Here is a 23,186-nt window from a genome sequence, read left to right as displayed (position 1 = left end):
GATAGATCACTCCTTTTATAGAATAAAAAATATATAAATGTTAGGTAGCCCTTCTTAATAGCCTGGACACAAGTCCGAGCAAGAACACGAACAATGCGGTTCCCAGTATGGCTGGAATGACTGCAAAATCCCCGATGACTGGGCCCCAGTCTCCTAGGATCGTAGCACCGAGCCAAGCTCCTACAAAACCAGCAATCATAGAGCCTGCAATGCCGCCAGGCATTTCATGACCAGCCAGTGCATCGCCAATCAATCCGATAATAATAGCCATTACAATACTTAGGACAATTCCCCACACAAGGATCGCCTCCTTTATCCTGAGTTCACACAACGATAAGGTTTTTGATGAATGCTGAGCTTCAATATTTTTTAGCTTTGCTTACTTCGTATATAAACGTCGTGACCCGGAGTGAAACAAAAAATGCCTTCTTACGAGTGCTCATAGGCGAGGGGGAGACGGTGGAAAGGAACGCTACAAACGCGCTCGCCAATAGACCACGGGAACGGTAAATAGCAGCCAGATCATACCTGCAATATAGCCACCTGCAATGTCCGTGGGAAAATGAACTCCCAAATATACACGGCTGAGCCCAATCAAGAGAATGAGTAATGCACCAAGCACACACGGAAGGAAGAATGTGCGCTGATGAACCTTTCGTTCTATAGCCCAAATGGCAAATATCATTCCGTAAAATCCCATGGAAATCATCGCATGACCGCTGGGAAAACTGTAACCCCCTGCTTCCACCAAGTGTTGAAGAGACGGGCGTTCTCGTTGTAAAAGTTGTTTTATGATCGTATTCAGCACCCACATTGCCGTAAAGCTGCTTAGGATGGCAAAGGAATACGCTTTTGAGCGGAAATAGACTTTGCACAAGATTGCGGTAACGAGGGCTATCAGTAATGATGTGTGGAATGAGCCCAACGATGTAATAAATATAGCGACGGGGAGCAGCTGGTAATGAGCAGCAGTTGTGTCTGGAAAAATAATATCCTGAATGCGCTCATCCCAATATAGAAAAGGAGCTGTGCCAATCCATCTGACTGAATAGGCAATGAGCAGCAAGACAACGATCATGATCATAGATGCGGACAGACTGCGACGCAAATAGTTTGGTAAGAAACGGAATGGTTGAGGTTTATGGGATAGCATATGTAGTAAATCGCCTCCTTATGGCTGTGATACATTCATTTTGTGTACTATTAACTTAACGAATAACGAACTGGAGAGCAAAACCAGACAGAGACAATAGGCTGATTGACGCATATAAGTGCGGGGTAAAGGGATCGTATTACAGCGTTTGTAAATGCAGGGCCGGAAGTGGAATCACGAAGTAAGGGCTGCTTTACGGAACTGAAATCCATGGAGGTGTTAAGGATGATTAAAATCGTGACGTCAGCAGAGAGACATACCTCAAATAAAGGATGGATTCATAGTGAGTTTAGCTTTTCATTTGCCGATTATGAAGATCCAAGCAATGCCCATTTTGGATGTATGCTAGCCCATAATGATAACGAGCTTAAACCGCAGCAAGGTTTCAAAAGACACCCGCATCATGATTTGGAAATTGTCACTTATGTAATTGAGGGTTTTCTCCATCATAGCGACAGCTTGGGACATGAACAGGATTTGAAAAGCGGCTCGGTCCAGGTTATGAGTGCAGGTACCGGGATTGAACACGAGGAACGAAATCCTGGGAATGAAAACCCGGTTCGCTTTTTGCAAATGTGGTTTCTACCCGAGCGTCCTGACCTTCAGCCTTCTTATCAGGTTCAAAGATTCAAGCACAGTGAACGCCTAAACCGACTTCAGCCGGTTGTGTCTGGTTCAGAGGTGGAGGGAGCGTTATCCATTGCACAGGATATCAATCTGTATCTGAGCAGATTGGAAAAGGGACAGCAGCTTGAATATCCGCAGCAAGAAGAGCGCCGCACTCACATTTATATCATTAGTGGTCATGTAGAAGTTACGTGTCAGGATGGCGAATTTCAGTTAAAACCTGGCGATGCCGCGCGAATTCAGAAAAGCTGTGCATTAAAGATACTAGCTACAGGGAATGAGAATATAGCTGAACTGGTATTAGTAGATTTGCCTTGAAGCATCCAAGCGTAAAGGAAGAAGTGTATAAAAAAACTATATATATTGAAAAAATAAAGCTCGTATCCTATGTACGTCTGTTAAGACGACTGGAGGTACGAGCTTTATTTGTGGTGACAATCTTAATATAGCCAAGCTGTCAGTCCTACAAGCTGAGTTAGGAGGGCTTGCGCAATCTGCCCAGTTCGGAGACGATGGCTTCAACCTCAGAAATGCTGAGGTTAGGCTTGTTGATCACCATATCGTAGACATCATGGATGTCTTCGTATTGCTCTAGCGAGAAAGCGGAAGCCTGCATAGCAGCACCACTCGCCATACGGAGCTTGGTTTTAATGCCCTCAATCATATACTCAATGTTGGCATGAGACGGTACAGACAAATCCATCGTTAATGTTCCATCCTTTCATAACAGGGGAAGTTGCCTGTATTGTATCATGTTTTTGTTGTAGAATGTACTGATAGCCAGATTACCGATATACAACTGTAATAAGGAGGATGGACAAAGTTGTCTTTGTATAATCGAGCTTCCGCATCCGGTCGCTCGCCCTTAGAACCTAATGTAGAGAAAACAGATCGCGATGGACTCGCATTGTTTTTCCGAGAAATTCAACATCAGCATGCTATAGATAAGTTGACTTTTGTCTGTATCGGTACAGATCGCTCGTCGGGAGACTCACTTGGGCCACTGGTAGGAACCATGCTCAAGGACCAAGGCTTTCCGCATGTGATTGGCACAATGACGGAGCCCTGTGACGCAGATCATCTGGTCTCATACTTGAAGCGTATTCCCCAAGATCATCACGTGATCGCCATAGATGCTTGTCTTGGACAGCACGGCTCAACGGGAATGTTCCTTGTTGCTCGTCAGCCGCTAACCCCTGCTCGATCGGTCGGGCTGCCTCTGCCATCTGTCGGTCATTATAGCGTGGCAGCGATTGTGAATGAGCGCAGTCCCAAACCCTACTGGACACTCCAGATGACGTCGCTTCACCTGGTCATGACGATGGCTGCATATATTGCTGATGCAGCGGCTTGTGAATTTGGCTTAAAAACAGCTTCGCAGGATTTTCCAGCAGGTTACCGTTTCAGATATTGACGGTCTGCTTAATAATATACATCAGCATGTTCTACTTACTAATATGTTTAGAACCAATAGATTATATACAGAGAAGGAAGGGTTCCACATGGAAAAGGTATTATGCGAAGGAACGACGATCTGCTATGCCGAGCAGGGAAAAGGAGATCCTCTCATTTTATTGCACGGATTTTGCGGAAGCTCCTCCTATTGGGATGAAGTTGTTCCCTTGTTGTCCTCAAGCTATCGTTGTATTGTTCCAGACTTGCGTGGACACGGACGCAGCGATGCTCCACTCGGAGCCTACACGATTGATCAAATGGCAGACGATGTGCTTAAACTTCAAGAACAATTGGACATTCCTAAGGCTGCATGGTTTGGCCACTCTCTAGGAGGCTACTTAGCCCTTTCTGCGGTACAGAGACATGCCGAGCGTCTTACAGCCTTTGGACTGATTCATTCTACGGCTTATGCAGATACGGATGAAGGTAAAGAAAAGCGGAATAAGGCTGTATCCACCATTCAAACGGAAGGGATTACAACTTTTGTAGATGGGCTCATACCAGGGTTGTTTGCTCCTGAACATGTGAAGTCGATGCCGAGCCAACTACTCAAAGTCAAAGAAATTGGCTACAAAACACCTCCACAAGGAGCTGTAGGAGCATCGCTGGCTATGCGCGAACGTCCTGACCGTCGGGATGTGTTGTCAGCTTCTGCATTGCCAGCTATTTTAGTAGCAGGAGAGCAGGATCAGGCTGTACCTCCAGCACGGACGTTTACAACAGATCGGGCCGGAGTCACTCAGGTTACCCTACCGAAGTCTGGACACATGAGCTTGTTTGAAGCACCAGAGTTATTAGCGAATGCCATCTTGTCATTTTTGGACCAGAACGTGAAGAAGTAGAGTAAGGTAAGTCCTATAACCGGAACCTTCTGATGTGGTAACAGAGGGGATCCGGTTTTTTGTACAAATTGTTATTAGATGTGTAGAATGCCTAATTCATATTGTTTTTGTTCAAGGCAAACGCCGTCGGCAAACCGTCGATACTCTCTAAATTTTTCTCGTATGCATACTTTTTAAGTGCTTCTTCGCCCATCTGAATCGCCACGTCCTTCAGCTTTTCCCGTTCACTCTTGTAAGTCATGAAGGGAACTGCAAATCCACATGTATGTTGTACCATATGAACATCAACCACAATGATTTGTCTTGCTCCAGGCAGTGGATTGAAGAGAGGATACAGCTCAAGCCAACGCTTTGTATCAGGCAGTACGACTGCACCCGTACCATAGAGCTTTAATACACAGGGCTCGCCTTCAAATGCACAGAACATGATGGTTACCCGTCCGTTCTCTATAATGTGTGCGCTTGTCTCGTTGCCACTTCCCGCCAAGTCAAGATAGGCTACCTGATGATCTGACAATATACGAAAGGAGTCGTATCCTTTGGGGGAAATATTCACATGCCCCGTCTCAGATACAGGTGCTGATCCTACAAAGAAAATATGCTGCCGCTGTATAAACTCCTTATATTCCGGTAGTATCGAACTAAATTGTTTTCCCATACGTCAACATCCTCCCCGTAAAAATATCAAAGCGTAATTTTGTTTCGGATGAAAATAAATATTTTATTATATTGCGTGAATAAATAACATATAACGATTATTTTTTTGTTTCTCATGAAACAAAATTAACACAAGAGTAGCAGAGGATCAATAGCAAATTTTCGAATAATGGGATTACGCCATGAGGGAGACATTTGGCTTTTAGACAAGGATGTCATACAATCAGAAGGGACAAGGTTCCTGATTCTCTAGGCATCGGGATGAAAGGAAGGGAACAGCTTGCTTAGAAAAGATTATTTGCTAGGTATGATGGAAGAATTGACATCCGCAGTAGCATCGGTGCTTGGTCTAAGGCGTGAAAACAAACACGTCGAAGCGCTAAAACAACTAGATGACCTACTCAACAAGCAGTTTCGCCTTCGTTCAGATTTGCTCAGACGATTGCCGCCGGAACAAATTATTGAGTTTTTCCGAATGGGCCCTGGGATGGAAGCGGATGAGCTTCAGCAAGTGGCTCGCATTTTGGAAGAAGAAGCTGCTATATACTTGGAAACCAGCAAAATAGACGAGGGCATACGAATTTTAATGAAATCTCTTCATTTATATTTGTACAGCGATCTGAATGGCGCGACTCGTGATCTACAGGTCCTGCCTGAACGAATAGCGTGTATTGTAAAGCTGGTTCATGAATATGAGCTTCCACCTGAAACCAGCAAGCTGTTGGCTGTTCATTATGAGCGCGAAAACAGGCTGGACAAAGCCGCCGATGTGTGGTTTGGATTGGCATGGGAGCAGCCAGAGCTGAGATTGGAAGCAGAGACATTTTACAGCCAGCTACTGGATAAGACCAATGCAGAGCTGGAACGGGGTGGGATTTCACGCCAGGAAATCATCGAGGGTTTGTCCGAGATCACCCAATTACATGAAAGAAAGTGAGATGTACCTTTTGGATTCACTGCGCGAACTTGTATACCAATTGACCACGGGAGGCTCCCTCATCACAGCGACGCTGAGTCAGCTGCGCAAACGCGAGGATGCTTCTTTTACTAAAGTACAAATCAAACCTGTAGAATTGAAAAACAAACTGCATTACCAGTTTGCCTTTCATTACAGCAACAAAGTCATTCATGAAAATCTGACTCCTGACGAAGCTAATGAGCGCATGACTGCCTTGTTTGAGGATACATTCCGCCAAGGACTGCTGTGTGCCAAGGATGCAGACTATCAGGTGCTGATCAGTAAAAAATATAAAGTATCCATTCTGACAAAGTCACCGAGCAAAAGCAAAGCCGATCTGTCTCATAATCGCAAAAAGCAATATGTGCTTGAGGAAGGAGAGCGTATTCCTTTCCTGATTGAGCTCGGCATCATGAATGAGGACGGTAAGGTACTAGCTCGGAAGTATGATAAATTCCGTCAAATCAACCGTTTTCTCGAAATGGTGCAAGATGTATTGCCCAGCCTTCCGGTAGGCCGCCCATTGACGATTGTGGATTTTGGCTGCGGCAAGTCGTATTTGACCTTTGCTCTGTATCACTATTTGGCTGTGCAGCAAAAGCGACCTTTGCAGATTGTCGGCTTGGACTTAAAGGCAGATGTCATTGAAACCTGTAATGTTCTGGCTCAAAAGCTGCAATATCGGCAGTTGGAGTTTCTGGTCGGAGATATTGCGGATTACAATGAACTGGAGCAGGTGGACATGGTCGTTACCTTGCATGCATGCGATACAGCAACAGATGCAGCGCTGGAAAAAGCTGTCCGCTGGGGAGCATCCGTCATTTTATCGGTTCCGTGCTGCCAGCACGAGCTGTTTAGTCAACTGGAAAATCCGGTATTGGAGCCTTTGCTCTCCCACGGTATTTTGAAGGAGCGTTTTTCTGCACTGGCAACGGATGGAATCCGGGCCAAGCTGCTGGATATGATGGGGTATCGGACACAGCTACTGGAATTTATCGATATGGAGCATACCCCTAAAAATATTCTGATTCGTGCCGTTAAAGGCCAAGCGGGAGAACGTTCCGTTTTGTGGCGTGAGTACACAGCATTTCGGGATTTTATACATGCTGATCCTTATCTGGAACGTGCTTGTGCGGATTTGCTCCCCGAAGGAGCGGGGCAGAAGCAGTCACACAGCTAAGGAACATAGTAAAAGTGGAGCCACTGCGGGGGGCTCCACTTTTTTTGTGATTTACAATTTATGGTTTCTGTGCGCAAACATCTACCCGCCATAGGCACTTCTAAAAGCAGTGCACAAGACATCACGATCCACCTTCCACAATGCCGCGAGCTCCTCGCTGACATCTTCGTCCCACCAGTCGCAGAGTAGTTTGCGATTGCTATGGTTTTCCGCAATCCAGATGAGGTGTCCGACAACCTTGCGGCAGTACAGCTCTTCACCCTGCTTGACCAGATCAGGAGCAATGTGAACAGGCAGACGCTTGCAGGCTCGGTACAGCTCTTTGCTGCATGCGCGGCGGATACCACGAGCCGTGGGTAAACGGGATTGTGAATTGTCATGTTTGGGGAATTTGCCGGGAGGCATAATGTACCCCCTCCTCTCTCTCACAATTTATGCGGGCACAGGAGGCGGGGTCACTGATCTCCCTAATTGCGTGAAGTGGCGACGTGTTCTGCCGCTGTGATACACTAATGAAAATAGAGAAACAGGCAGGGAGTGGGATGAGAAATGGACCATATATCTAGTATCATTAATTATTTGTTTGAGATCATTCGCAGTATGGGGTATTTTGGTATCATGTTAGGCTTGATGGTAGAGGTAATTCCAAGTGAAATTGTCCTCGCTTATGGCGGCTTTTTAGTGTCCTCAGGACATATTAATTTTTTTGGAGCAGTTATTTTTGGAACGATTGGCGGGGTGCTGGCCCAGCTGTTTATATATTGGATCGGGCGCTATGGCGGCAGACCGGTATTGGATAAGTACGGGAAATACATACTCATCAAAAAAAGCCATGTCGACCACGCTGAAGCCTGGTTTAATAAATACGGTACAGGAGTCATTTTTACAGCTCGCTTCATCCCTGTTGTGCGTCACGCGATCTCAATCCCTGCCGGGTTGGCTCGAATGAACGTATGGCGCTTTATTATTTTGACGACGCTGGCGATTATACCTTGGTCTGTTTTGTTTATATATTTAGGTATGGTGCTGGGAGATAAGTGGGAGCAGATTGATGAAGTGGCGGCACCCTACATCAAACCCATTTTGCTGGTTGCGCTTGCACTCTTGATCATTTACTTTGTAATCAAATGGATTGTAGCCAAAAACAAAAAAGGAAGTGTATAACATGAGTCGTACTAACGTATCGCAATATTTCGGTAAGGGCTTGAGTCCCGAGCGGTTTATGGAAGGTATGGAAAAGAACAAGGAAGCTTTCCGCTCCGGATACGATCAGTTTGTGTGGAGTAGCGAAGAGGATCGGGAGTTTTTTGAAAGCTTGAACCATCGTGACGATCTGCGTGTGCTTATATTGGCTGCCGACTGGTGCGGGGATGTCGTACGCAATGTACCCGTAGTGTTCCGCGCACTGGAAAATAGCGGTATTCCAACCGAAGTGTTGATTCTTGAAAATCATCAGGCGCTGATGGACGACTTCCTGACGATGGGCGGACGTGCTGTGCCGATTGTGATTTTTGCGGATACGGGAGGTCACGTACTTGGTCACTGGGGACCACGCCCTGCACATGTCCAACAAATTATGATCGAATTCAAACGTGAAAATCCAGATCGGGAAGCCGATGATTATCAAGAAAAAATCGCAGTTGCTCGCAAAGAAATGGCTGCAAAATATGGGGAGGGAACCGAGGTTCATCCTGTGATTGTTCAGGAATTACGCGAGCTGATCTCGGGATTTTAACTTATGACCTTATCAATTCGTAGCTTTAACCTTGGACCACTTCAAACGAATGCTTATTTGCTTCAAGGGGATGATCCACAGCGCGCCGTTATTATTGATCCAGGAATGAATCCGGGACCTTTGCTGAGAGCGATTGAATCCCTGACCATTGAAGCTATCCTGCTGACCCATGCCCATTTTGATCATATCGGCGGGGTGGAGGAGATTCGCAATGCGAAAGGATGCCCGGTGTATCTGCACGCCTTGGAGCAAGACTGGCTCACATCTCCTAAGCTGAATGGCTCCTTGATGTGGCCAGAGGCATCTCCACCGATCTCGACAGAACCTGCTGAATATGATTTGGCAGAGGGACAGCAATTAAATCTAATCGGGCATACGTTCAAAGTGTTCCATACACCGGGGCATTCACCCGGCAGCGTCAGCTTCTTGTGCGGCAAAGATCTTTTTTCCGGGGATGTACTGTTCCGTCAGGGTGTTGGACGCACAGATCTAACGGGTGGCCGGGAACGTGATTTGTATGACTCCATCCAGAATAAGTTGTTTCCGCTTGGAGATGACGTTACAGTGTATCCTGGTCACGGACCCAAAACATCCATTGGTTATGAGAAAGCCCACAATCCGTATATTCGATAAATCTGATGAACATAAATTAGTGAGGCAAAATCAAAGAAGTGACAGGTTTTGCCTCAATTCGACAACAAAATATAAATTATATATAGACAAAGGTTATTATTTTTGTTAACATACATGTATTAAAGTTACATACTAAACTCGCGAAGCACGCAAGCTGTGGATGAATCCCGGTTTGCGTTCTTTTTTTTGCCCATAAGAGGATATAGAGGCATGAAGCCGTCAGATCACAAGGGGGAGCAAGAATGAAAAGAAAACATATATATAAGGCACACCGTGAGAACGAAGGCAGTTTACGTATTCCCAAAATAATAGATATTAAAGATGCTGTGGTATGTTCCGAACCGAAGATTATAACTTGGAATAAGGTAAAACGGCGGAACGGAAGTCTTGTACAAAACTGGCATATAAGGCTCAATGAACATAGAAATGGACGTGGAGGCGGTTGATTATGAAGATATATAGATGGTACATAGATGATATAGACAAGCTACCTTTTTTTTAGTAGACTTAGCAGATAAGTTCAGACAAACGGGGGGGCTAACGATGCATCATTTAGGAGCTAGAATTATGATCGTCGCGGATGCTTTTGAGCAGAATCTTCCTGTGGGCGAACATGGTTATATCATTGCTTACGACCGTAATGCGGACAATGCTTTTGACTATGTCATTCGCATACCGAAGGTGAATCGCAATTTTTTCGTACCATCCGGAGACATCGAGCTGGAAGAAAGTATTCTCAAGCTGGAAGCCGAACGGATTGAGCGTGAAGCGCTGATAGATTACGCCCTTGCTACTCATAATGAGAAGCTGTTCAGACATGTGATGAACGGTGGTCATGATTCAGTAGAGACGGAGGAAGAAGAAACCGCGGCAGAATTGTTGTCACAAGCTGATTTTATCAAACAAGTTAATTTACGTGCTTGGATATAGGAGTCGGCTGTTGCCGACTCTTTTTAACAATATATATTGGGCGCGATTTCAGCAGCTATAGTTTTCTCGAAAGAGCACCGAGAGGTGCTTTTTTTATATTCTTTTTAGTAACATTTACCTCATTAATGTACAGTCTGCTTCTGTACCGCGTCAAAGATTGAATTGTATAGGGTTCTATCCTATAATTAAAAACGTTATTTCAAAGTTCGGTGTAACATTTTTGATGCTAGGATTTTGCAAAATCCGATTCCAGTCGCTTATTGGATTTTTGTTTATATATGAGGAGGGATTTGAATGAACATTTCCAAAGAAGATGTTCGTCACGTAGCCAAGCTATCCCGGTTGAATCTGACCGAGGCTGAGGAAGAAACCATGACAGGACAATTAAATGCCATTCTCCATTATGCGGAGAAGCTGAATGAGTTGAATACGGAGCAGGTAAAACCGACCACTCATGTGCTGCATGTCAGCAATGTCATGCGGGACGACGAAGTTCGCGAAAGTTTGACGCACGAGCAAGTGATGCGTAATGCACCTGAAGAAGAAGACGGACAGTTTAAAGTTCCTGCTGTTCTGGAATAGATTTCACATTTGAAAGGAGGATGCAAATTGAGCTTGTTTAACAACACATTGCCGGAAATACATAACAAGCTGCATCAAAAGGAAATTTCAGTGAGTGATCTGGTGGGACACGCTCTGGAGACAATTGATGCGCGGGAAGACAAGATCAGAGCCTATATTACCGTTGACGAGGAACAGGCCCGGGCATCCGCACGTCAGCTGGATGATCAGCTGATTTCAGGAGAAGAACGAGGGTTGTTGTTTGGTTTACCGGTCGGTATTAAGGATAATATCGTGACAGAAGGGCTGCGTACCACTTGTGGCAGTCAGTTTTTGAAAAATTTTGACCCTGTTTACGATGCCACAGTTGTCGGTAAGTTACGCGCAGCGCAAACGGTGACACTTGGTAAAATGAACATGGACGAATTCGCCATGGGCGGTTCTAATGAGAACTCCAGCTTTTTCCCGGCACGTAATCCATGGGATCTAGAACGTGTTCCCGGCGGTTCCAGTGGCGGCTCGGCTGCGGCTGTTGCGGCGGGTGAGGCTTATTTCACACTCGGTTCCGATACAGGCGGCTCTATTCGCCAGCCCGCTTCTTATTGCGGTGTAGTTGGCCTAAAACCAACCTATGGTCTCGTATCCCGTTTTGGACTGGTGGCCTTTGCCTCCTCTTTAGACCAAATCGGACCGATTACCAAAAATGTTCAGGATTCAGCCTATGTCCTGCAAGCCATTGCTGGCTATGACCCGAAGGACTCCACGTCTGCGAAGGTAGACATTCCTGATTATTTGAACGCTTTAACCGGAGATGTAAAAGGACTTCGTATCGCTGTGCCTAAAGAGTATCTTGGTGAAGGCGTAGATCCACAGGTCAAGGAAAAAGTGCTTGATGCACTGAAAACACTGGAAGGATTGGGCGCTGTATGGGAAGAGGTATCTCTTCCACACACGGAATATGCAGTTGCGACATATTACCTGCTGGCTTCATCCGAAGCATCATCCAATCTGGCCCGCTTCGACGGCGTGCGCTATGGTGTACGCTCTGACAATCCGGATAACCTGCTTGATTTGTACCATCAGTCCCGTACGCAAGGGTTTGGTCCTGAGGTGAAGCGTCGGATTATGCTTGGTACCTATGCACTCAGCTCCGGGTACTACGATGCATATTATTTGAAAGCTCAAAAAGTGCGTACACTGATCAAACAGGATTTTGATCGTGTATTTGAACAATATGACGTGATTATCGGACCTACTGCACCGACTACCGCTTTCAAAATCGGTTCTCAAGTGGATGACCCATTGACGATGTATTTGAACGATATTTTGACGATCCCGGTAAGTTTGGCTGGTGTGCCAGCTATCAGTATTCCTTGTGGTCTTGCAGATGGAATGCCAGTCGGACTACAAATTATCGGGAAAGCTTTTGATGAGTCTTCTGTCCTGCGTGTAGCCCATGCTTTTGAACAAAATACTGAATTTCACAAGCAGCGTCCGCAGCTGTAATTTGCCAAAAAGGAGGGAACCTATTCATGTCTACAACTACATCGAAGTATGAGACGGTCATCGGACTTGAAGTCCATGTGGAACTGCATACGAAGTCTAAAATATTTTGCGGATGCTCGACATCCTTTGGAGCGCCGCCAAACTCTCATACATGTCCGGTTTGTCTCGGACATCCGGGGGTATTGCCGGTATTGAATCGTCAAGCCGTTGATTATGCGATGAAAGCGGCAATGGCGCTCAATTGCACCATTGCTGATGTGAGCAAGTTTGATCGCAAAAACTATTTTTACCCCGATTCACCGAAGGCTTACCAAATCTCGCAATATGATCAACCGATTGGCGAGAACGGCTGGATTGATATTGAAGTGAACGGTGAAACCAAGCGTATCGGTATTACCCGGTTGCATCTGGAAGAGGATGCAGGGAAATTAACCCATGTTGATGGTGGCTATGCGTCTTTGGTTGATTTTAACCGGGTCGGCACACCATTGGTGGAGATTGTTTCGGAACCAGATATATCTTCGCCGGAAGAAGCCAAGGCTTATCTGGAAAAAATACGTGCTATTATGCAGTATTGCGACGTATCCGATGTGAAGATGGAGGAAGGATCGCTTCGTTGTGACGCGAATATCAGCCTTCGTCCGCGTGGACAAAAAGAGCTGGGAACCAAAGCGGAACTGAAAAACATGAACTCCTTCCGTGGCGTACAGCGCGGATTGGAATATGAGCAGTTCCGTCAAGAACAGACGCTTGAAGAAGGCGGAACAATCGTACAGGAGACACGGCGCTGGGATGAGGCGCAGGGTAAGACCTTGTCCATGCGTGGTAAGGAGCAGGCGCACGACTACCGTTATTTCCCGGACCCGGATCTCGTTACACTGCATATTGACGAGGAGTGGAAAGAGCGTATCCGTGCTTCAATTCCTGAATTGCCTGACCAACGTAAAGCGCGTTACACTTCGGAATATGGATTACCTGAGTATGATGCACAGGTCATTACGTCCTCCAAGCCACTGGCTGATTTGTTTGAGGATAGCCTCCAGTACACCAAGGATGCCAAAGCAGTATCCAACTGGATTATGGGGGATTTACTCGGTTATTTAAACAGTGCCGGTGTCGAACTGTCACAGGTTAAATTGACAGGTCGAGGCTTGGGTGAAATGATCGGACTACTGGAAAAAGGGACGATCAATAGTAAAATTGCCAAAACAGTCTTCAAGGAAATGCTGGAAAGTGATAAACTGCCACAGCAAATTGTTGAAGAAAAAGGGCTTGTGCAAATCAGTGATGAAGGTGCAATTCTGACAATTGTCGAACAAGTTGTAGCAGCCAACCCGCAATCGGTCGAGGATTACAAAGCTGGCAAGCAAAAGGCCATCGGCTTCTTGGTCGGTCAAGTGATGAAGGAGAGCAAGGGCAAAGCTAACCCTGCCCTCGCTAATAAGTTGCTGACAGAAGTGCTGAATCGTTAATGGCATAGTTATGACAGGGGCTTGTCTTTTAGGGACAGGCCCCTTTTGCATAGGTACAAAGCAATGCATGGACATCAAACAGGTATCAGAAGCGTGTTGACATATGATGAGTTTCCTTAGGAGGGCAAACGGCATGGTTACCCTATGTTCATTGGAAGATGATGATATTGTCAGTCAAATCTGGCGTCTTCAACACGTCGCCTATAGACTGGAAGCTGAGTTGATCGGGTTTAATGAGATTCCTCCGCTGATGGATACATTGGAAACGCTGAGAAGCTGCGGAGAGTCTTTTTACGGGTGGCTGGAGGATGGTGAACTATTAGGGGCGCTGGCTGTGCAGTCTGAGTCGTCCGGATCGCTTACCCTTACACGTATGATGGTTCATCCAGATCATTTTCGCCAAGGAATTGCAGATTCATTAATGAAGCATGTTTTGAATGAGTATCAGAATGTCCCCCTGTTTATTGTCACTACAGGAACTTTAAACATGCCAGCGGTGGCACTTTATCGAAAACATGGTTTTCGTCCCGTTTCTGCGGCAGAGGTGGCCCCAGGCGTGGAATTAACCACTTACCATTTGCATAACGTGGAATAATACTCACAACCGCGTGCCCGGACAGGGAAGCACGACACAACCGGGAGGAGGACTCGAATGAATAATCCGTGGATTATAGACGATTCACATATCATTTTACGGCTATTACTGTCCATGCTTCTCGGTGGGTTCATTGGCTTTGAGCGCGAACGTTCCAATCACGCTGCTGGTTTGCGGACTCACATTATGGTCAGTCTTGGTTCAACGCTGATTATGCTACTGTCCGTTTACGGCTTTGCTGATTTTATTAAAGAAGCTAATGTGCGTATTGATCCAGCTCGCTTGGCTACGGCAGTGATTACTGGCGTAGGCTTTTTGGGGGCAGGTACGATTATGTTCACGGGTAAATCCATTACTGGACTGACGACGGCGGCTTCCATTTGGGTCGTAGCTGCCATTGGCCTTGGGGTCGGAGCAGGCTTCTATTTCCCCTCTATAGCGGCAACTGTGCTCGTATTTTTAAATTTGTGGGTATTTAACAAACTAGAACTTCGGTATATGCGTGGACGCAAACGTCATCTTATTACACTGTACGGATTGTCTTCACACGGATTGCTAGAGCAAATTTCGACTTATTTAGAGCAAGAAAAGATAGAAATACGCAAAATCATGATTAAAGAGCATGAAAATGTTCCGTTTCATGAATTGCATCCGGATCGGCAGAGTATGGAGGTTTCCCTTGAGGTACTGGCCCGACATGACTTTAATCCGGTACGTATTGCAGCTGATTTACGACAATGGGAAGATATAGCTGCAGTCTCCGTTGAGTGATTATATACCTATTTTTTACAGTTACTATCAAATCCGATTGGGGTACTATGTAACCATCAAAGTATTTTTCAGCAGAGCTGCGTATGGAATTCAAAGGGGAGGATGGCATGAACTCGGAACAACCGTTACCGTCTGGACCGTCTAAACAGGCTGAACAGCCCTATAGACAGGAACGGCGGGGGCGTCTGCAATACGCTAAATTTCGCAAAGTAATTGCCATTATCATGGCAGCCATAATACCAGGAATGGGACATCTTTTTTTAGGCCTGTTTATTAGGGGACTTACATTTATTGTATTGCTCCTGCTAGATATTTTTGCGATGTTGTATGTTTCCTCAGATGGACTAAGGATTAACATCCCGCTGCTTATTTTGCTTGGATTGTTCATACCCGTTTTATATTTTTATAATGTATACGATGTCTTACAGTCAGCGGACTACATGGTTCGTTATCGGCGCAAGCCAGATCAATATGCACGAATGGATGCTAGAGGTCAGCAAAGTAGTCCTTTTTATGCATGGGAAAGAGGTTTTGCTTTTGCCGTGCTATTGGTAGCAGGTGGCGGACTTATGATTCTGTTCCGCATGAAACCTCGCTGGTTAAGCATTTTCTTCGAAGATTATGGATTTCTGACGCTGGCCATTATATTAATGATGATCGGTTTATTCCTTTTTCTAAGGGAAGCCTTATTGTCCTTTAGACGTAAAAAGATGAAAGAAAGAGGGTGAAGCAGGCGTGCACCGCAAAATAAGAGTCGGCCGCTACACCGCTTCGCTTTTGTTGATGGCTGTAGGTATTTTGCTGATTGTAGATGTGCTTCAGAACACTGAATATATGCTTCAGCTCCTTGTGTGGTGGCCTGTAATCTTTGTGCTGTGGGGACTGGAGTATCTGATTTTTTTTGGCGTGTACTATCGTAAGGAAGGCAAGCCTGACAACGGACGACGTTTTAGGCCTGACCTAAAGGGAATTCTGTCCGCTTTGGTAGTGACTGCCTCGGTTTTTATCGTAACTCAGCAAAACCATTATATGTATCTGTGGAACCGAGTTAGTCTCAATCTGACATCGGCCTCTATGGATTTTAGCCAGGCTAAAGAGAATCGGTATGATATGGGCGGCGTGCTGATACCTGTAACGATGCAGACGTCCGATATAGTAGTTGATTCGGTGAATGGAGATATAACGCTAATAAGACGGCCTGTTTCGAATATAGAGGTGCGTGGGACTCTATGGGTGGATCAAGCGCCTGCGGCTGAGGCGGACAAGATTGCTGAAGGTTCTTCACTGACTTCTACCGACGGGAAGACCATTCAGATTCGTCCGGAGGTACAGTCATACGGAGCATCAAGTAAACGTCAGCCTCGTATGAACATGCTGATCACTGTGCCGGAGGACCGGCGATTCAATATGCAGATTAGAACCTCCAATGGGAATATTACCTTGAATGGAGTTGACGCTATCGACAGCATCCGGCTTGAGAGCGGTAATGGGAATCTCATAGTTAATGATGCTATTGGCAATGTCAAAGGAGGCACCCTGAATGGTCAGATTAAATTGCATCGGATTACCGGAGATGTGGATGTGCGCACGAACCGTGGTGATATGCAGGCAGGGGATATTGAAGGAGCCGTGTCATTACACACCATGGTAGGTAACATTCAGGTTGCTCGCTCGGAAGGGGATATCACCGCAGATACTCAGAATGGTGACATGAATATACTGAATTCTAAAGCCAAACTGAATGCAAGTTCACTTAACGGCGCAATCAAAGTGCATAGCGAGCAGGTAGGGGGAGACTGGAAAATATACAGTGCTGTTGGTGATATCGTATTGGATCTTCCATCGAATGGAGATTTTCAGCTAGAGGGTTCAAGCAGTTATGGTAATCTCCAGTCCGATTTTCCATTTAAAATAGACAGTAAAAGCATTTCAGGCCAAAACGGGGATGGCAAATATGTGATCAACGTAGAGGGGAACAGCAATTTAACCATCAAAAAGCTACTGATGGCGTCGTTACCTGACTTGAATGATTCGGGGAAATCGTCTGCGCCCAATGAATCTGGAAGCTCTTCAGGTGAGCCAGAAGCTCCTATGACAGATACTCCTATAGGAACATCTGGCGACAATGCGTCGCGTTGACAAGAATCTTGAGTAGACCGTACAATGTGAGTAGCTTTAGAAGTAAATTGTAAATAGATGCGTGGTAATTTTTGATAGGATTGCAAGTAAGGGATAAGGCGGTGGACATATATGGCAGCACGCGTCCAGCATGCTTTGGAACTTCTGAAGAAGACAGGTGTACGCATAACACCCCAGCGTCATGCCATATTAAACTATTTAATGGAATCTATGGGGCATCCGACTGCAGATGAAATATATCGTGCGCTTGAGTCCAAGTTTCCAAGTATGAGTGTGGCTACGGTTTATAATAACTTAAAGATGTTTATAGAAGCGGGTATGGTACATGAGTTGACCTATGGAGATAACGCCAGTCGATATGATGCCAATATTTCGGAGCACTATCACATCATTTGTGAAAAATGCGGAAAGATTGAAGATTTCAGTTATCCGTATTTGGCAGATGTAGAACGCCATGCTGCGTTGGAAACAGGCTTCGAGGTGCACGGACATCGTATGGAGTTACACGGAGTATGCAAAGCTTGTAGTAACAAACAATCGTAACGAAACAAGGAATAGAAGTTTTTTGTGCCGTATGTATATATTGTAATGGATTGGAAACGTGAGGAATTCCCCATAAGTGGGGATTTACCGCGTTTTTTTGTTTAAATCACTTTGTTTTTTTGTTTCAAGTCATCTGCTGAAGTTACAAAATACAGAAATCAAAATTTCTTACAATGGAGGTTCAATATTGGCCAGAATTCATTCCAGACGCCGCCGTAAACGTTCTCGATTCAAAGGAGCAGCAAGCCTGCTATTATTCGCAGCGATTATATGCGCTATTACTGTCGTATGGTATGGTAATCCTCTTCACGAGAAACCGGATTGGCAGGGGAGTGTCCGACCTATTTTTATGAAGGGCAAGTTGACCGGATATGAAGCTCAAAGCTCCGGCAAAAACATGCTAATGCCGCTTAAATTGATACAAGGTCAAATTGACCCTACAATTCGTTATGAGGATGACAGCCAAACCGTCATTATGGCAACGAGACAAAGCTTGCTCCATATGAACGTTTCACAGACACAAGGAGAACTGAATGGTAAAGCATATGCGCTTAGCGTCGCCCCTCAGATTATCGGTGGAGAGGTGTATGTCCCCATAGAGGCAGTAAGTGAAGTATATGGTATATCCATACACGAAGACCCTGTAACAGGTGCCGTTATTTTGATGAAAGCTGGAGAGAAGGTCAGGCTAGGTAGTGTAGAAAAGAAAGATGGGAAACAGGATGACAGAATTGCTTTGCGTAAAGAAGCCTCTAGCCTATCTTTTATTTTGACCGATGTATCTCAACAGACGAAAGTACGTATCTGGTCCCAACAGGGCGATTGGTATTTTGTGCAGTTAGACAATGGCTATGCAGGATACATTAAGTCAGACTGTATCACTGAAGGAGAAGAGCTTGCGATACCTTCGGTTAAGGACGAATTGTCCATCTCGGAGAAGCATTGGGAGGGTAGACCCGTGAATCTCGCTTGGGAAGCTGTCTATAATCGTAAGCCTGATCCTTCCAAATTCGATCCTATGCCTGGCGTAAATGTGGTAAGTCCTACATGGTTTAGCGTCGTTGATGATGAGGGTACTGTAGAAAGCAAGGCGGACCCTGCATATGTCAGCTGGGCACATCGCAAGGGGATGGAGGTATGGGGCTTGTTGAGCAACAGCTTTAACCCTGAAATAACAACCGAGGCATTATCTACCTTTGAACGCCGAAAAGCAATTGTAGATCAGATGATTTCACTTGCCCAAGAAAATGATTTGGACGGTATTAATATTGACTTTGAAAATGTTCATACAAAGGATGGCCCCAATGTCACCCAGTTTTTGCGGGAACTTAAACCGATGGCTCGGGCACATGATTTGATACTGTCCATTGATGTTACACCTAAATCTCAAAGTGAGATGTGGTCTGCCTTCTTGGATCGAAAATCATTGGGCGCGATCACTGATTATCTCATGGTAATGGCGTATGATGAGCATTGGGCAGCTAGTCCAAAGGCCGGTTCCGTCGCCTCATTACCTTGGACAGAAGCGTCGATTAAGCGGATTCTTCAGGAAGACGAAGTGCCGCCTCAAAAAGTGATTTTAGGTATTCCGTTATATACCCGCGTTTGGTCCGAGACTCCCAAAGAAGGGAAGATTAAGGTCACATCCAAATCACTTGGTATGGAGTCAGTAGCGGATATCGTAGCCGAATTTAAGTTGAAGCCTAAATTTAGAGCCTCCGAAGGTCAGAATTATGTCGAGTATACAGAAGACGGTGTGGTCAAAAAGATTTGGCTAGAGGATCAGGTATCCCTGAAGGCAAGAGTGGAACTTGCCAAATCACTAAATCTGGGCGGAATTGGTGTGTGGAGTCGAAGTTTTGCAGATAAAAATGCTTGGATAACACTGAAAGAAATAATTAAATAAGATAAAAATTTATACAATTGAAGAAGGAAGTTTCTTATTTATGTAGAAATGATCACATGTATCCAAAATCCAATTTAGCGGTTATAGCCGCCTTGCAGGTATGGAGGGTGAAGTGCAGCTAACCAAATTAAACCTGATGCATGATGAACTGTTGCAGGAAGATTCAATAGGTGTTATTTCGTACAGAAAGCCGGGAGAGTATTTTCACGGTTCGATGTTGCACGACTTTGATGAACTGATTCTGATTATTGGAGAAGGCCAGAAACCAGGTCGTTCTATTCAACACTTATTTTTTAATGGATTAAAGTGCCAAGTGTTGTACACAACGCTCAGATGTCTGAAGGGTTGGATTATCGCTGGTGAGCAAGCCAACATTATAGATTATGTGCTAGAAGGTCGTATGGTCTGGGAACGGGATGAAAGGGTTCGTCTTTTAAGGCAGGAAATTATTGAATTTAACGATCCACTGCGGGAGCAGAAACGATTTCATGAGTTCTCCCGCTTTCTGGTCAATTACGTTCAGGGTAAGAAAGCAGTGCGAGAAGGGCGGACCATTGACGCTTATCAAAGTGTGCTGAAGGCACTGGATCATTGGGCTTCTATTGAACTCATTGAACGAGGGATTTATCCTAAGGTTCACTTATGGGTTCAGGTACAGTCGCTGGATCGAACGATTGAAAAGCTGTATAACGAGCTCACGTTAAGTACGGAGACTCTGGAGCAACGGGTTGAACTGGTACTGCTTGCTTGTGAATTTTCAGTCATGTCAAAAATGGAGGAGTGCTCTTCTCCGCTATTCCGTATATTAGGCAGCAGGCGGGAACCTTGGTCAATAGATGAACTTATGAATCATCCTGAGCTAGAAAATCTACAATTAGATCTTACTGTCGTGCTTCGTAAGCTGGTTTATCGTTCGCTTATTAGAGAATCAGCCGTCGGGGGATTTCGGGATCGCGGACAAAATCGTGAACTGCGCTACTCCCTTCTTTGACGATGGTCGAAGAGGTTAATTTATCAGGAAGAAAGGTTGATAGACGCGATCCTTTCTTCCTTTTTTCTTACCTGAATTAGAATGTACATGAGATAAAAATAAATAAATTATTACTTTGGCTTGACGAGTATGTAAAATATGTGCTAAGTTATAACTCGCCCCATTGAGCAACACGAATAATTTATAACTGTCTAAAGCAGGATAAAAGGTGTTGCAACAAGCGGAAAAATAAATTTTTAAAAAAAATGCTTGACGAAAAATGAGGTTATGTGTTATATTATTTAAGTCGCCGCTGAGACGCGGTGGTGAAACGAAGTAAGTGATGATACAAGGTTTGATCTTTGAAAACTGAACAACGAGTGAGTAAATTGATTTTGTTTGCAAAATCAAAACATGAGATATTTTATCTCGTCAGTTTCAAATGAGCTAATCGCTCTTTTAATATACCAACTTCGGTTGGTCTTTAATGGAGAGTTTGATCCTGGCTCAGGACGAACGCTGGCGGCGTGCCTAATACATGCAAGTCGAGCGGGGTCATTTAGAAGCTTGCTTCTAAATGACCTAGCGGCGGACGGGTGAGTAACACGTAGGCAACCTGCCCACAAGACAGGGATAACTACCGGAAACGGTAGCTAATACCCGATACATCCTTTTCCTGCATGGGAGAAGGAGGAAAGGCGGAGCAATCTGTCACTTGTGGATGGGCCTGCGGCGCATTAGCTAGTTGGTGGGGTAAAGGCCTACCAAGGCGACGATGCGTAGCCGACCTGAGAGGGTGATCGGCCACACTGGAGTAAGGCAAAATATGCCCCAAACACTTCGTCCGTCATCAGTGACAGACACCAGCCGTCCATCACAATATGGTGGAAGCTCCATACAAAACGGTATGAGCGATCACCCGTACGGAAGACAGCTACGCGCATAAGCGCATCCTTGCTTAAATCAAAGCCTCGAGCTTTGTCCTCGGACACAAATTCAGCTACAGCGTATTCACGCACTCTGACATCCTCATAATGGAAGCTCGGATTTTTATGGAGATAGACGATTTGCAAGGGTTGTCCATGCCAGCCGCTGTAGAAATTCGTCCGTAATATCGCATGTCGACTAACCAGCAGCTTCAAGCTTTCCTCGAATATAGCTGGCGTAAAGTGGCCCTCAAGATCAAAAGTTGCCTGCTCAAAATACACGCCTGTTTCTGCATTCATCAAACTATGGAACAGCATACCCTTTTGCATGGGGGTCAATGGGTACACGTTTTCCAATTCCCCAATCGCCTTTGTCTGCTCTTTAATTGGGAAATCTCATCTTGAGGGGGGCTTCACGCTTAGATGCTTTCAGCGCTTATCCCTTCCGTACATAGCTACCCAGCGGTGCTCCTGGCGGAACAACTGGTACACCAGCGGTACGTCCATCCCGGTCCTCTCGTACTAAGGACAGCTCCTCTCAAATTTCCTACGCCCACGACAGATAGGGACCGAACTGTCTCACGACGTTCTGAACCCAGCTCGCGTACCGCTTTAATGGGCGAACAGCCCAACCCTTGGGACCTACTTCAGCCCCAGGATGCGATGAGCCGACATCGAGGTGCCAAACCTCCCCGTCGATGTGGACTCTTGGGGGAGATAAGCCTGTTATCCCCAGGGTAGCTTTTATCCGTTGAGCGATGGCCCTTCCATGCGGTACCACCGGATCACTAAGCCCGACTTTCGTCCCTGCTCGACTTGTAGGTCTCGCAGTCAAGCTCCCTTCTGCCTTTGCACTCTTCGAATGATTTCCAACCATTCTGAGGGAACCTTGGGGCGCCTCCGTTACTCTTTAGGAGGCGACCGCCCCAGTCAAACTGCCCACCTGACACTGTCCTCGTACCGGATTACGGTACCAAGTTAGAACCTAGATACGATCAGGGTGGTATCCCAAGGATGCCTCCCTTCAAGCTGGCGCTCAAAGTTCTACGGCTCCCACCTATCCTGTACAGATCGTACCCAAATTCAATATCAAGCTGCAGTAAAGCTCCATGGGGTCTTTCCGTCTTGTCGCGGGTAACCTGCATCTTCACAGGTATTAAAATTTCACCGGATCTCTCGTTGAGACAGCGCCCAAGTCGTTACGCCATTCGTGCGGGTCAGAATTTACCTGACAAGGAATTTCGCTACCTTAGGACCGTTATAGTTACGGCCGCCGTTTACTGGGGCTTCGGTTCATAGCTTCGCTCTAAAAGAGCTAACCACTCCCCTTAACCTTCCAGCACCGGGCAGGCGTCAGCCCGTATACTTCGCCTTGCGGCTTCGCACAGACCTGTGTTTTTGCTAAACAGTCGCTTGGGCCTTTTCACTGCGGCCCCCTCGGGCTATTCACCCTACCGAGGCACCCCTTCTCCCGAAGTTACGGGGTCATTTTGCCGAGTTCCTTAACGAGAGTTCTTCCGCGCGCCTTAGAATTCTCTTCTCGCCTACCTGTGTCGGTTTGCGGTACGGGCACCTTCTCCTGGCTAGAGGCTTTTCTTGGCAGTCTGAGATCATGACCTTCGCTACT

At 45.8% G+C, this 23,186-nt stretch carries 25 protein-coding genes and 4 other annotated features (1 of these 29 running past the window's edge); of the genes, 20 read left to right on the top strand and 5 right to left on the bottom strand.

Annotation, left to right across the window (positions count from 1 at the left end; genetic code table 11):
• Window positions 1–40: 40 nt before the first annotated feature.
• Both ACQQ6X_RS20795 and ACQQ6X_RS20790 read right to left on the bottom strand, forming a co-directional pair.
• Window positions 41–298, bottom strand: a complete 258-nt coding sequence (locus ACQQ6X_RS20795) for a GlsB/YeaQ/YmgE family stress response membrane protein (RefSeq protein WP_063212827.1) — start codon at window positions 296–298, stop codon at window positions 41–43.
• Between the two features lie 174 nt (window positions 299–472).
• Window positions 473–1,153, bottom strand: a complete 681-nt coding sequence (locus ACQQ6X_RS20790) for a phosphatase PAP2 family protein (RefSeq protein ID WP_305166852.1) — start codon at window positions 1,151–1,153, stop codon at window positions 473–475.
• 225 nt (window positions 1,154–1,378) lie between these two features.
• Here ACQQ6X_RS20790 and ACQQ6X_RS20785 point away from each other — a divergent pair, with 225 nt between their 5' ends.
• Window positions 1,379–2,098 carry a pirin family protein gene (locus ACQQ6X_RS20785; RefSeq protein ID WP_305166851.1) on the top strand — a complete coding sequence of 240 codons (720 nt, stop codon included), beginning with the start codon at window positions 1,379–1,381 and terminating at the stop codon, window positions 2,096–2,098.
• A 157-nt stretch (window positions 2,099–2,255) separates the two neighbouring features.
• Here ACQQ6X_RS20785 and ACQQ6X_RS20780 read toward each other — a convergent pair whose 3' ends face one another.
• Window positions 2,256–2,483: a DUF1128 domain-containing protein gene (locus tag ACQQ6X_RS20780; RefSeq protein WP_063212824.1), complete on the bottom strand. Its 228-nt coding sequence runs from the start codon at window positions 2,481–2,483 to the stop codon at window positions 2,256–2,258.
• Window positions 2,484–2,603: 120 nt separating this feature from the next.
• Here ACQQ6X_RS20780 and yyaC point away from each other — a divergent pair, with 120 nt between their 5' ends.
• Both yyaC and ACQQ6X_RS20770 read left to right on the top strand, forming a co-directional pair.
• Entirely contained in the window at window positions 2,604–3,194 is a 591-nt protein-coding gene (yyaC, locus tag ACQQ6X_RS20775) for a spore protease YyaC (protein ID WP_430493485.1), read from the top strand.
• Between the two features lie 88 nt (window positions 3,195–3,282).
• Window positions 3,283–4,077 (top strand): alpha/beta fold hydrolase, encoded by a 795-nt coding sequence (locus ACQQ6X_RS20770; protein ID WP_305166850.1) that lies wholly within the window; start codon window positions 3,283–3,285, stop codon window positions 4,075–4,077.
• Between the two features lie 91 nt (window positions 4,078–4,168).
• On the opposite strand, the gene ACQQ6X_RS20765 is transcribed toward ACQQ6X_RS20770, so the two are convergent.
• A complete protein-coding gene (locus tag ACQQ6X_RS20765) occupies window positions 4,169–4,735 on the bottom strand; it encodes a pyridoxamine 5'-phosphate oxidase family protein (RefSeq protein WP_305166849.1) in 567 nt (188 codons plus the stop codon).
• 279 nt (window positions 4,736–5,014) lie between these two features.
• Here ACQQ6X_RS20765 and ACQQ6X_RS20760 point away from each other — a divergent pair, with 279 nt between their 5' ends.
• Together ACQQ6X_RS20760 and ACQQ6X_RS20755 are read left to right on the top strand one after the other, a co-directional pair.
• The gene (locus ACQQ6X_RS20760) at window positions 5,015–5,671 is read left to right on the top strand and encodes a DUF6483 family protein (protein ID WP_305166848.1); all 657 of its coding nucleotides are present in this window, start codon (window positions 5,015–5,017) and stop codon (window positions 5,669–5,671) included.
• Entirely contained in the window at window positions 5,658–6,872 is a 1,215-nt protein-coding gene (locus ACQQ6X_RS20755; RefSeq protein WP_063212819.1) for a class I SAM-dependent methyltransferase, read from the top strand. Before ACQQ6X_RS20760 ends, ACQQ6X_RS20755 begins: the two co-directional genes overlap by 14 nt.
• A gap of 81 nt (window positions 6,873–6,953) precedes the next feature.
• Here ACQQ6X_RS20755 and ACQQ6X_RS20750 read toward each other — a convergent pair whose 3' ends face one another.
• Complete coding sequence (locus tag ACQQ6X_RS20750; protein WP_149034293.1) at window positions 6,954–7,277, bottom strand: dehydrogenase; 324 nt, start codon at window positions 7,275–7,277, stop codon at window positions 6,954–6,956.
• A gap of 144 nt (window positions 7,278–7,421) precedes the next feature.
• On the opposite strand from ACQQ6X_RS20750, the gene ACQQ6X_RS20745 reads away from it, so the two are divergent.
• The 15 genes from ACQQ6X_RS20745 to ACQQ6X_RS20675 all read left to right on the top strand — a co-directional run bounded on the left by ACQQ6X_RS20745 (window position 7,422) and on the right by ACQQ6X_RS20675 (window position 20,654).
• Window positions 7,422–8,036 carry a DedA family protein gene (locus ACQQ6X_RS20745; RefSeq protein WP_149034292.1) on the top strand — a complete coding sequence of 205 codons (615 nt, stop codon included), beginning with the start codon at window positions 7,422–7,424 and terminating at the stop codon, window positions 8,034–8,036.
• A 1-nt stretch (window position 8,037) separates the two neighbouring features.
• The gene (locus ACQQ6X_RS20740) at window positions 8,038–8,607 is read left to right on the top strand and encodes a thioredoxin family protein (protein WP_305166847.1); all 570 of its coding nucleotides are present in this window, start codon (window positions 8,038–8,040) and stop codon (window positions 8,605–8,607) included.
• A gap of 3 nt (window positions 8,608–8,610) precedes the next feature.
• A complete protein-coding gene (locus tag ACQQ6X_RS20735; RefSeq protein WP_149034291.1) occupies window positions 8,611–9,240 on the top strand; it encodes an MBL fold metallo-hydrolase in 630 nt (209 codons plus the stop codon).
• 242 nt (window positions 9,241–9,482) lie between these two features.
• Window positions 9,483–9,686, top strand: a complete 204-nt coding sequence (locus tag ACQQ6X_RS20730) for a hypothetical protein (protein WP_305166846.1) — start codon at window positions 9,483–9,485, stop codon at window positions 9,684–9,686.
• Window positions 9,687–9,783: 97 nt separating this feature from the next.
• Complete coding sequence (locus ACQQ6X_RS20725) at window positions 9,784–10,170, top strand: hypothetical protein (RefSeq protein ID WP_063212814.1); 387 nt, start codon at window positions 9,784–9,786, stop codon at window positions 10,168–10,170.
• Between the two features lie 294 nt (window positions 10,171–10,464).
• Window positions 10,465–10,752 (top strand): Asp-tRNA(Asn)/Glu-tRNA(Gln) amidotransferase subunit GatC, encoded by a 288-nt coding sequence (gene gatC / locus ACQQ6X_RS20720; RefSeq protein ID WP_305166845.1) that lies wholly within the window; start codon window positions 10,465–10,467, stop codon window positions 10,750–10,752.
• A gap of 27 nt (window positions 10,753–10,779) precedes the next feature.
• Entirely contained in the window at window positions 10,780–12,237 is a 1,458-nt protein-coding gene (gatA, locus tag ACQQ6X_RS20715; protein WP_063212811.1) for an Asp-tRNA(Asn)/Glu-tRNA(Gln) amidotransferase subunit GatA, read from the top strand.
• Between the two features lie 26 nt (window positions 12,238–12,263).
• Complete coding sequence (gene gatB / locus ACQQ6X_RS20710; RefSeq protein WP_064797199.1) at window positions 12,264–13,709, top strand: Asp-tRNA(Asn)/Glu-tRNA(Gln) amidotransferase subunit GatB; 1,446 nt, start codon at window positions 12,264–12,266, stop codon at window positions 13,707–13,709.
• Window positions 13,710–13,842: 133 nt separating this feature from the next.
• Window positions 13,843–14,304, top strand: a complete 462-nt coding sequence (locus tag ACQQ6X_RS20705) for a GNAT family N-acetyltransferase (RefSeq protein WP_305166844.1) — start codon at window positions 13,843–13,845, stop codon at window positions 14,302–14,304.
• Between the two features lie 57 nt (window positions 14,305–14,361).
• Window positions 14,362–15,075, top strand: a complete 714-nt coding sequence (locus tag ACQQ6X_RS20700; RefSeq protein ID WP_305166843.1) for an MgtC/SapB family protein — start codon at window positions 14,362–14,364, stop codon at window positions 15,073–15,075.
• An 83-nt stretch (window positions 15,076–15,158) separates the two neighbouring features.
• Entirely contained in the window at window positions 15,159–15,803 is a 645-nt protein-coding gene (locus ACQQ6X_RS20695) for a hypothetical protein (protein ID WP_305166842.1), read from the top strand.
• Window positions 15,804–15,810: 7 nt separating this feature from the next.
• Complete coding sequence (locus ACQQ6X_RS20690) at window positions 15,811–17,214, top strand: DUF4097 family beta strand repeat-containing protein (protein WP_305166841.1); 1,404 nt, start codon at window positions 15,811–15,813, stop codon at window positions 17,212–17,214.
• Window positions 17,215–17,325: 111 nt separating this feature from the next.
• A complete protein-coding gene (locus ACQQ6X_RS20685; RefSeq protein ID WP_013373015.1) occupies window positions 17,326–17,757 on the top strand; it encodes a Fur family transcriptional regulator in 432 nt (143 codons plus the stop codon).
• 187 nt (window positions 17,758–17,944) lie between these two features.
• Window positions 17,945–19,663 (top strand): glycosyl hydrolase family 18 protein, encoded by a 1,719-nt coding sequence (locus tag ACQQ6X_RS20680; protein WP_305166840.1) that lies wholly within the window; start codon window positions 17,945–17,947, stop codon window positions 19,661–19,663.
• A 112-nt stretch (window positions 19,664–19,775) separates the two neighbouring features.
• A complete protein-coding gene (locus ACQQ6X_RS20675; RefSeq protein ID WP_305166839.1) occupies window positions 19,776–20,654 on the top strand; it encodes a nucleotidyltransferase-like protein in 879 nt (292 codons plus the stop codon).
• Between the two features lie 471 nt (window positions 20,655–21,125).
• Window positions 21,126–21,617, top strand: a sequence feature (16S ribosomal RNA rRNA prediction is too short).
• A 270-nt stretch (window positions 21,618–21,887) separates the two neighbouring features.
• Window positions 21,888–22,718: a sequence feature (23S ribosomal RNA rRNA prediction is too short), on the bottom strand.
• Window positions 22,719–22,727: 9 nt separating this feature from the next.
• Window positions 22,728–23,081 (bottom strand) — a sequence feature (23S ribosomal RNA rRNA prediction is too short).
• Window positions 23,082–23,155: 74 nt separating this feature from the next.
• Window positions 23,156–23,186 (top strand) — a sequence feature (23S ribosomal RNA rRNA prediction is too short); it runs 237 nt beyond the window's last position.

The sequence above is a fragment of the Paenibacillus ottowii genome (genome assembly GCF_050516475.1).
GTDB lineage: Bacteria > Bacillota > Bacilli > Paenibacillales > Paenibacillaceae > Paenibacillus > Paenibacillus ottowii.
The sequence above is the reverse complement of the archived record's forward strand: the minus strand, read 5'-3'. Positions and strand labels throughout refer to the sequence as shown.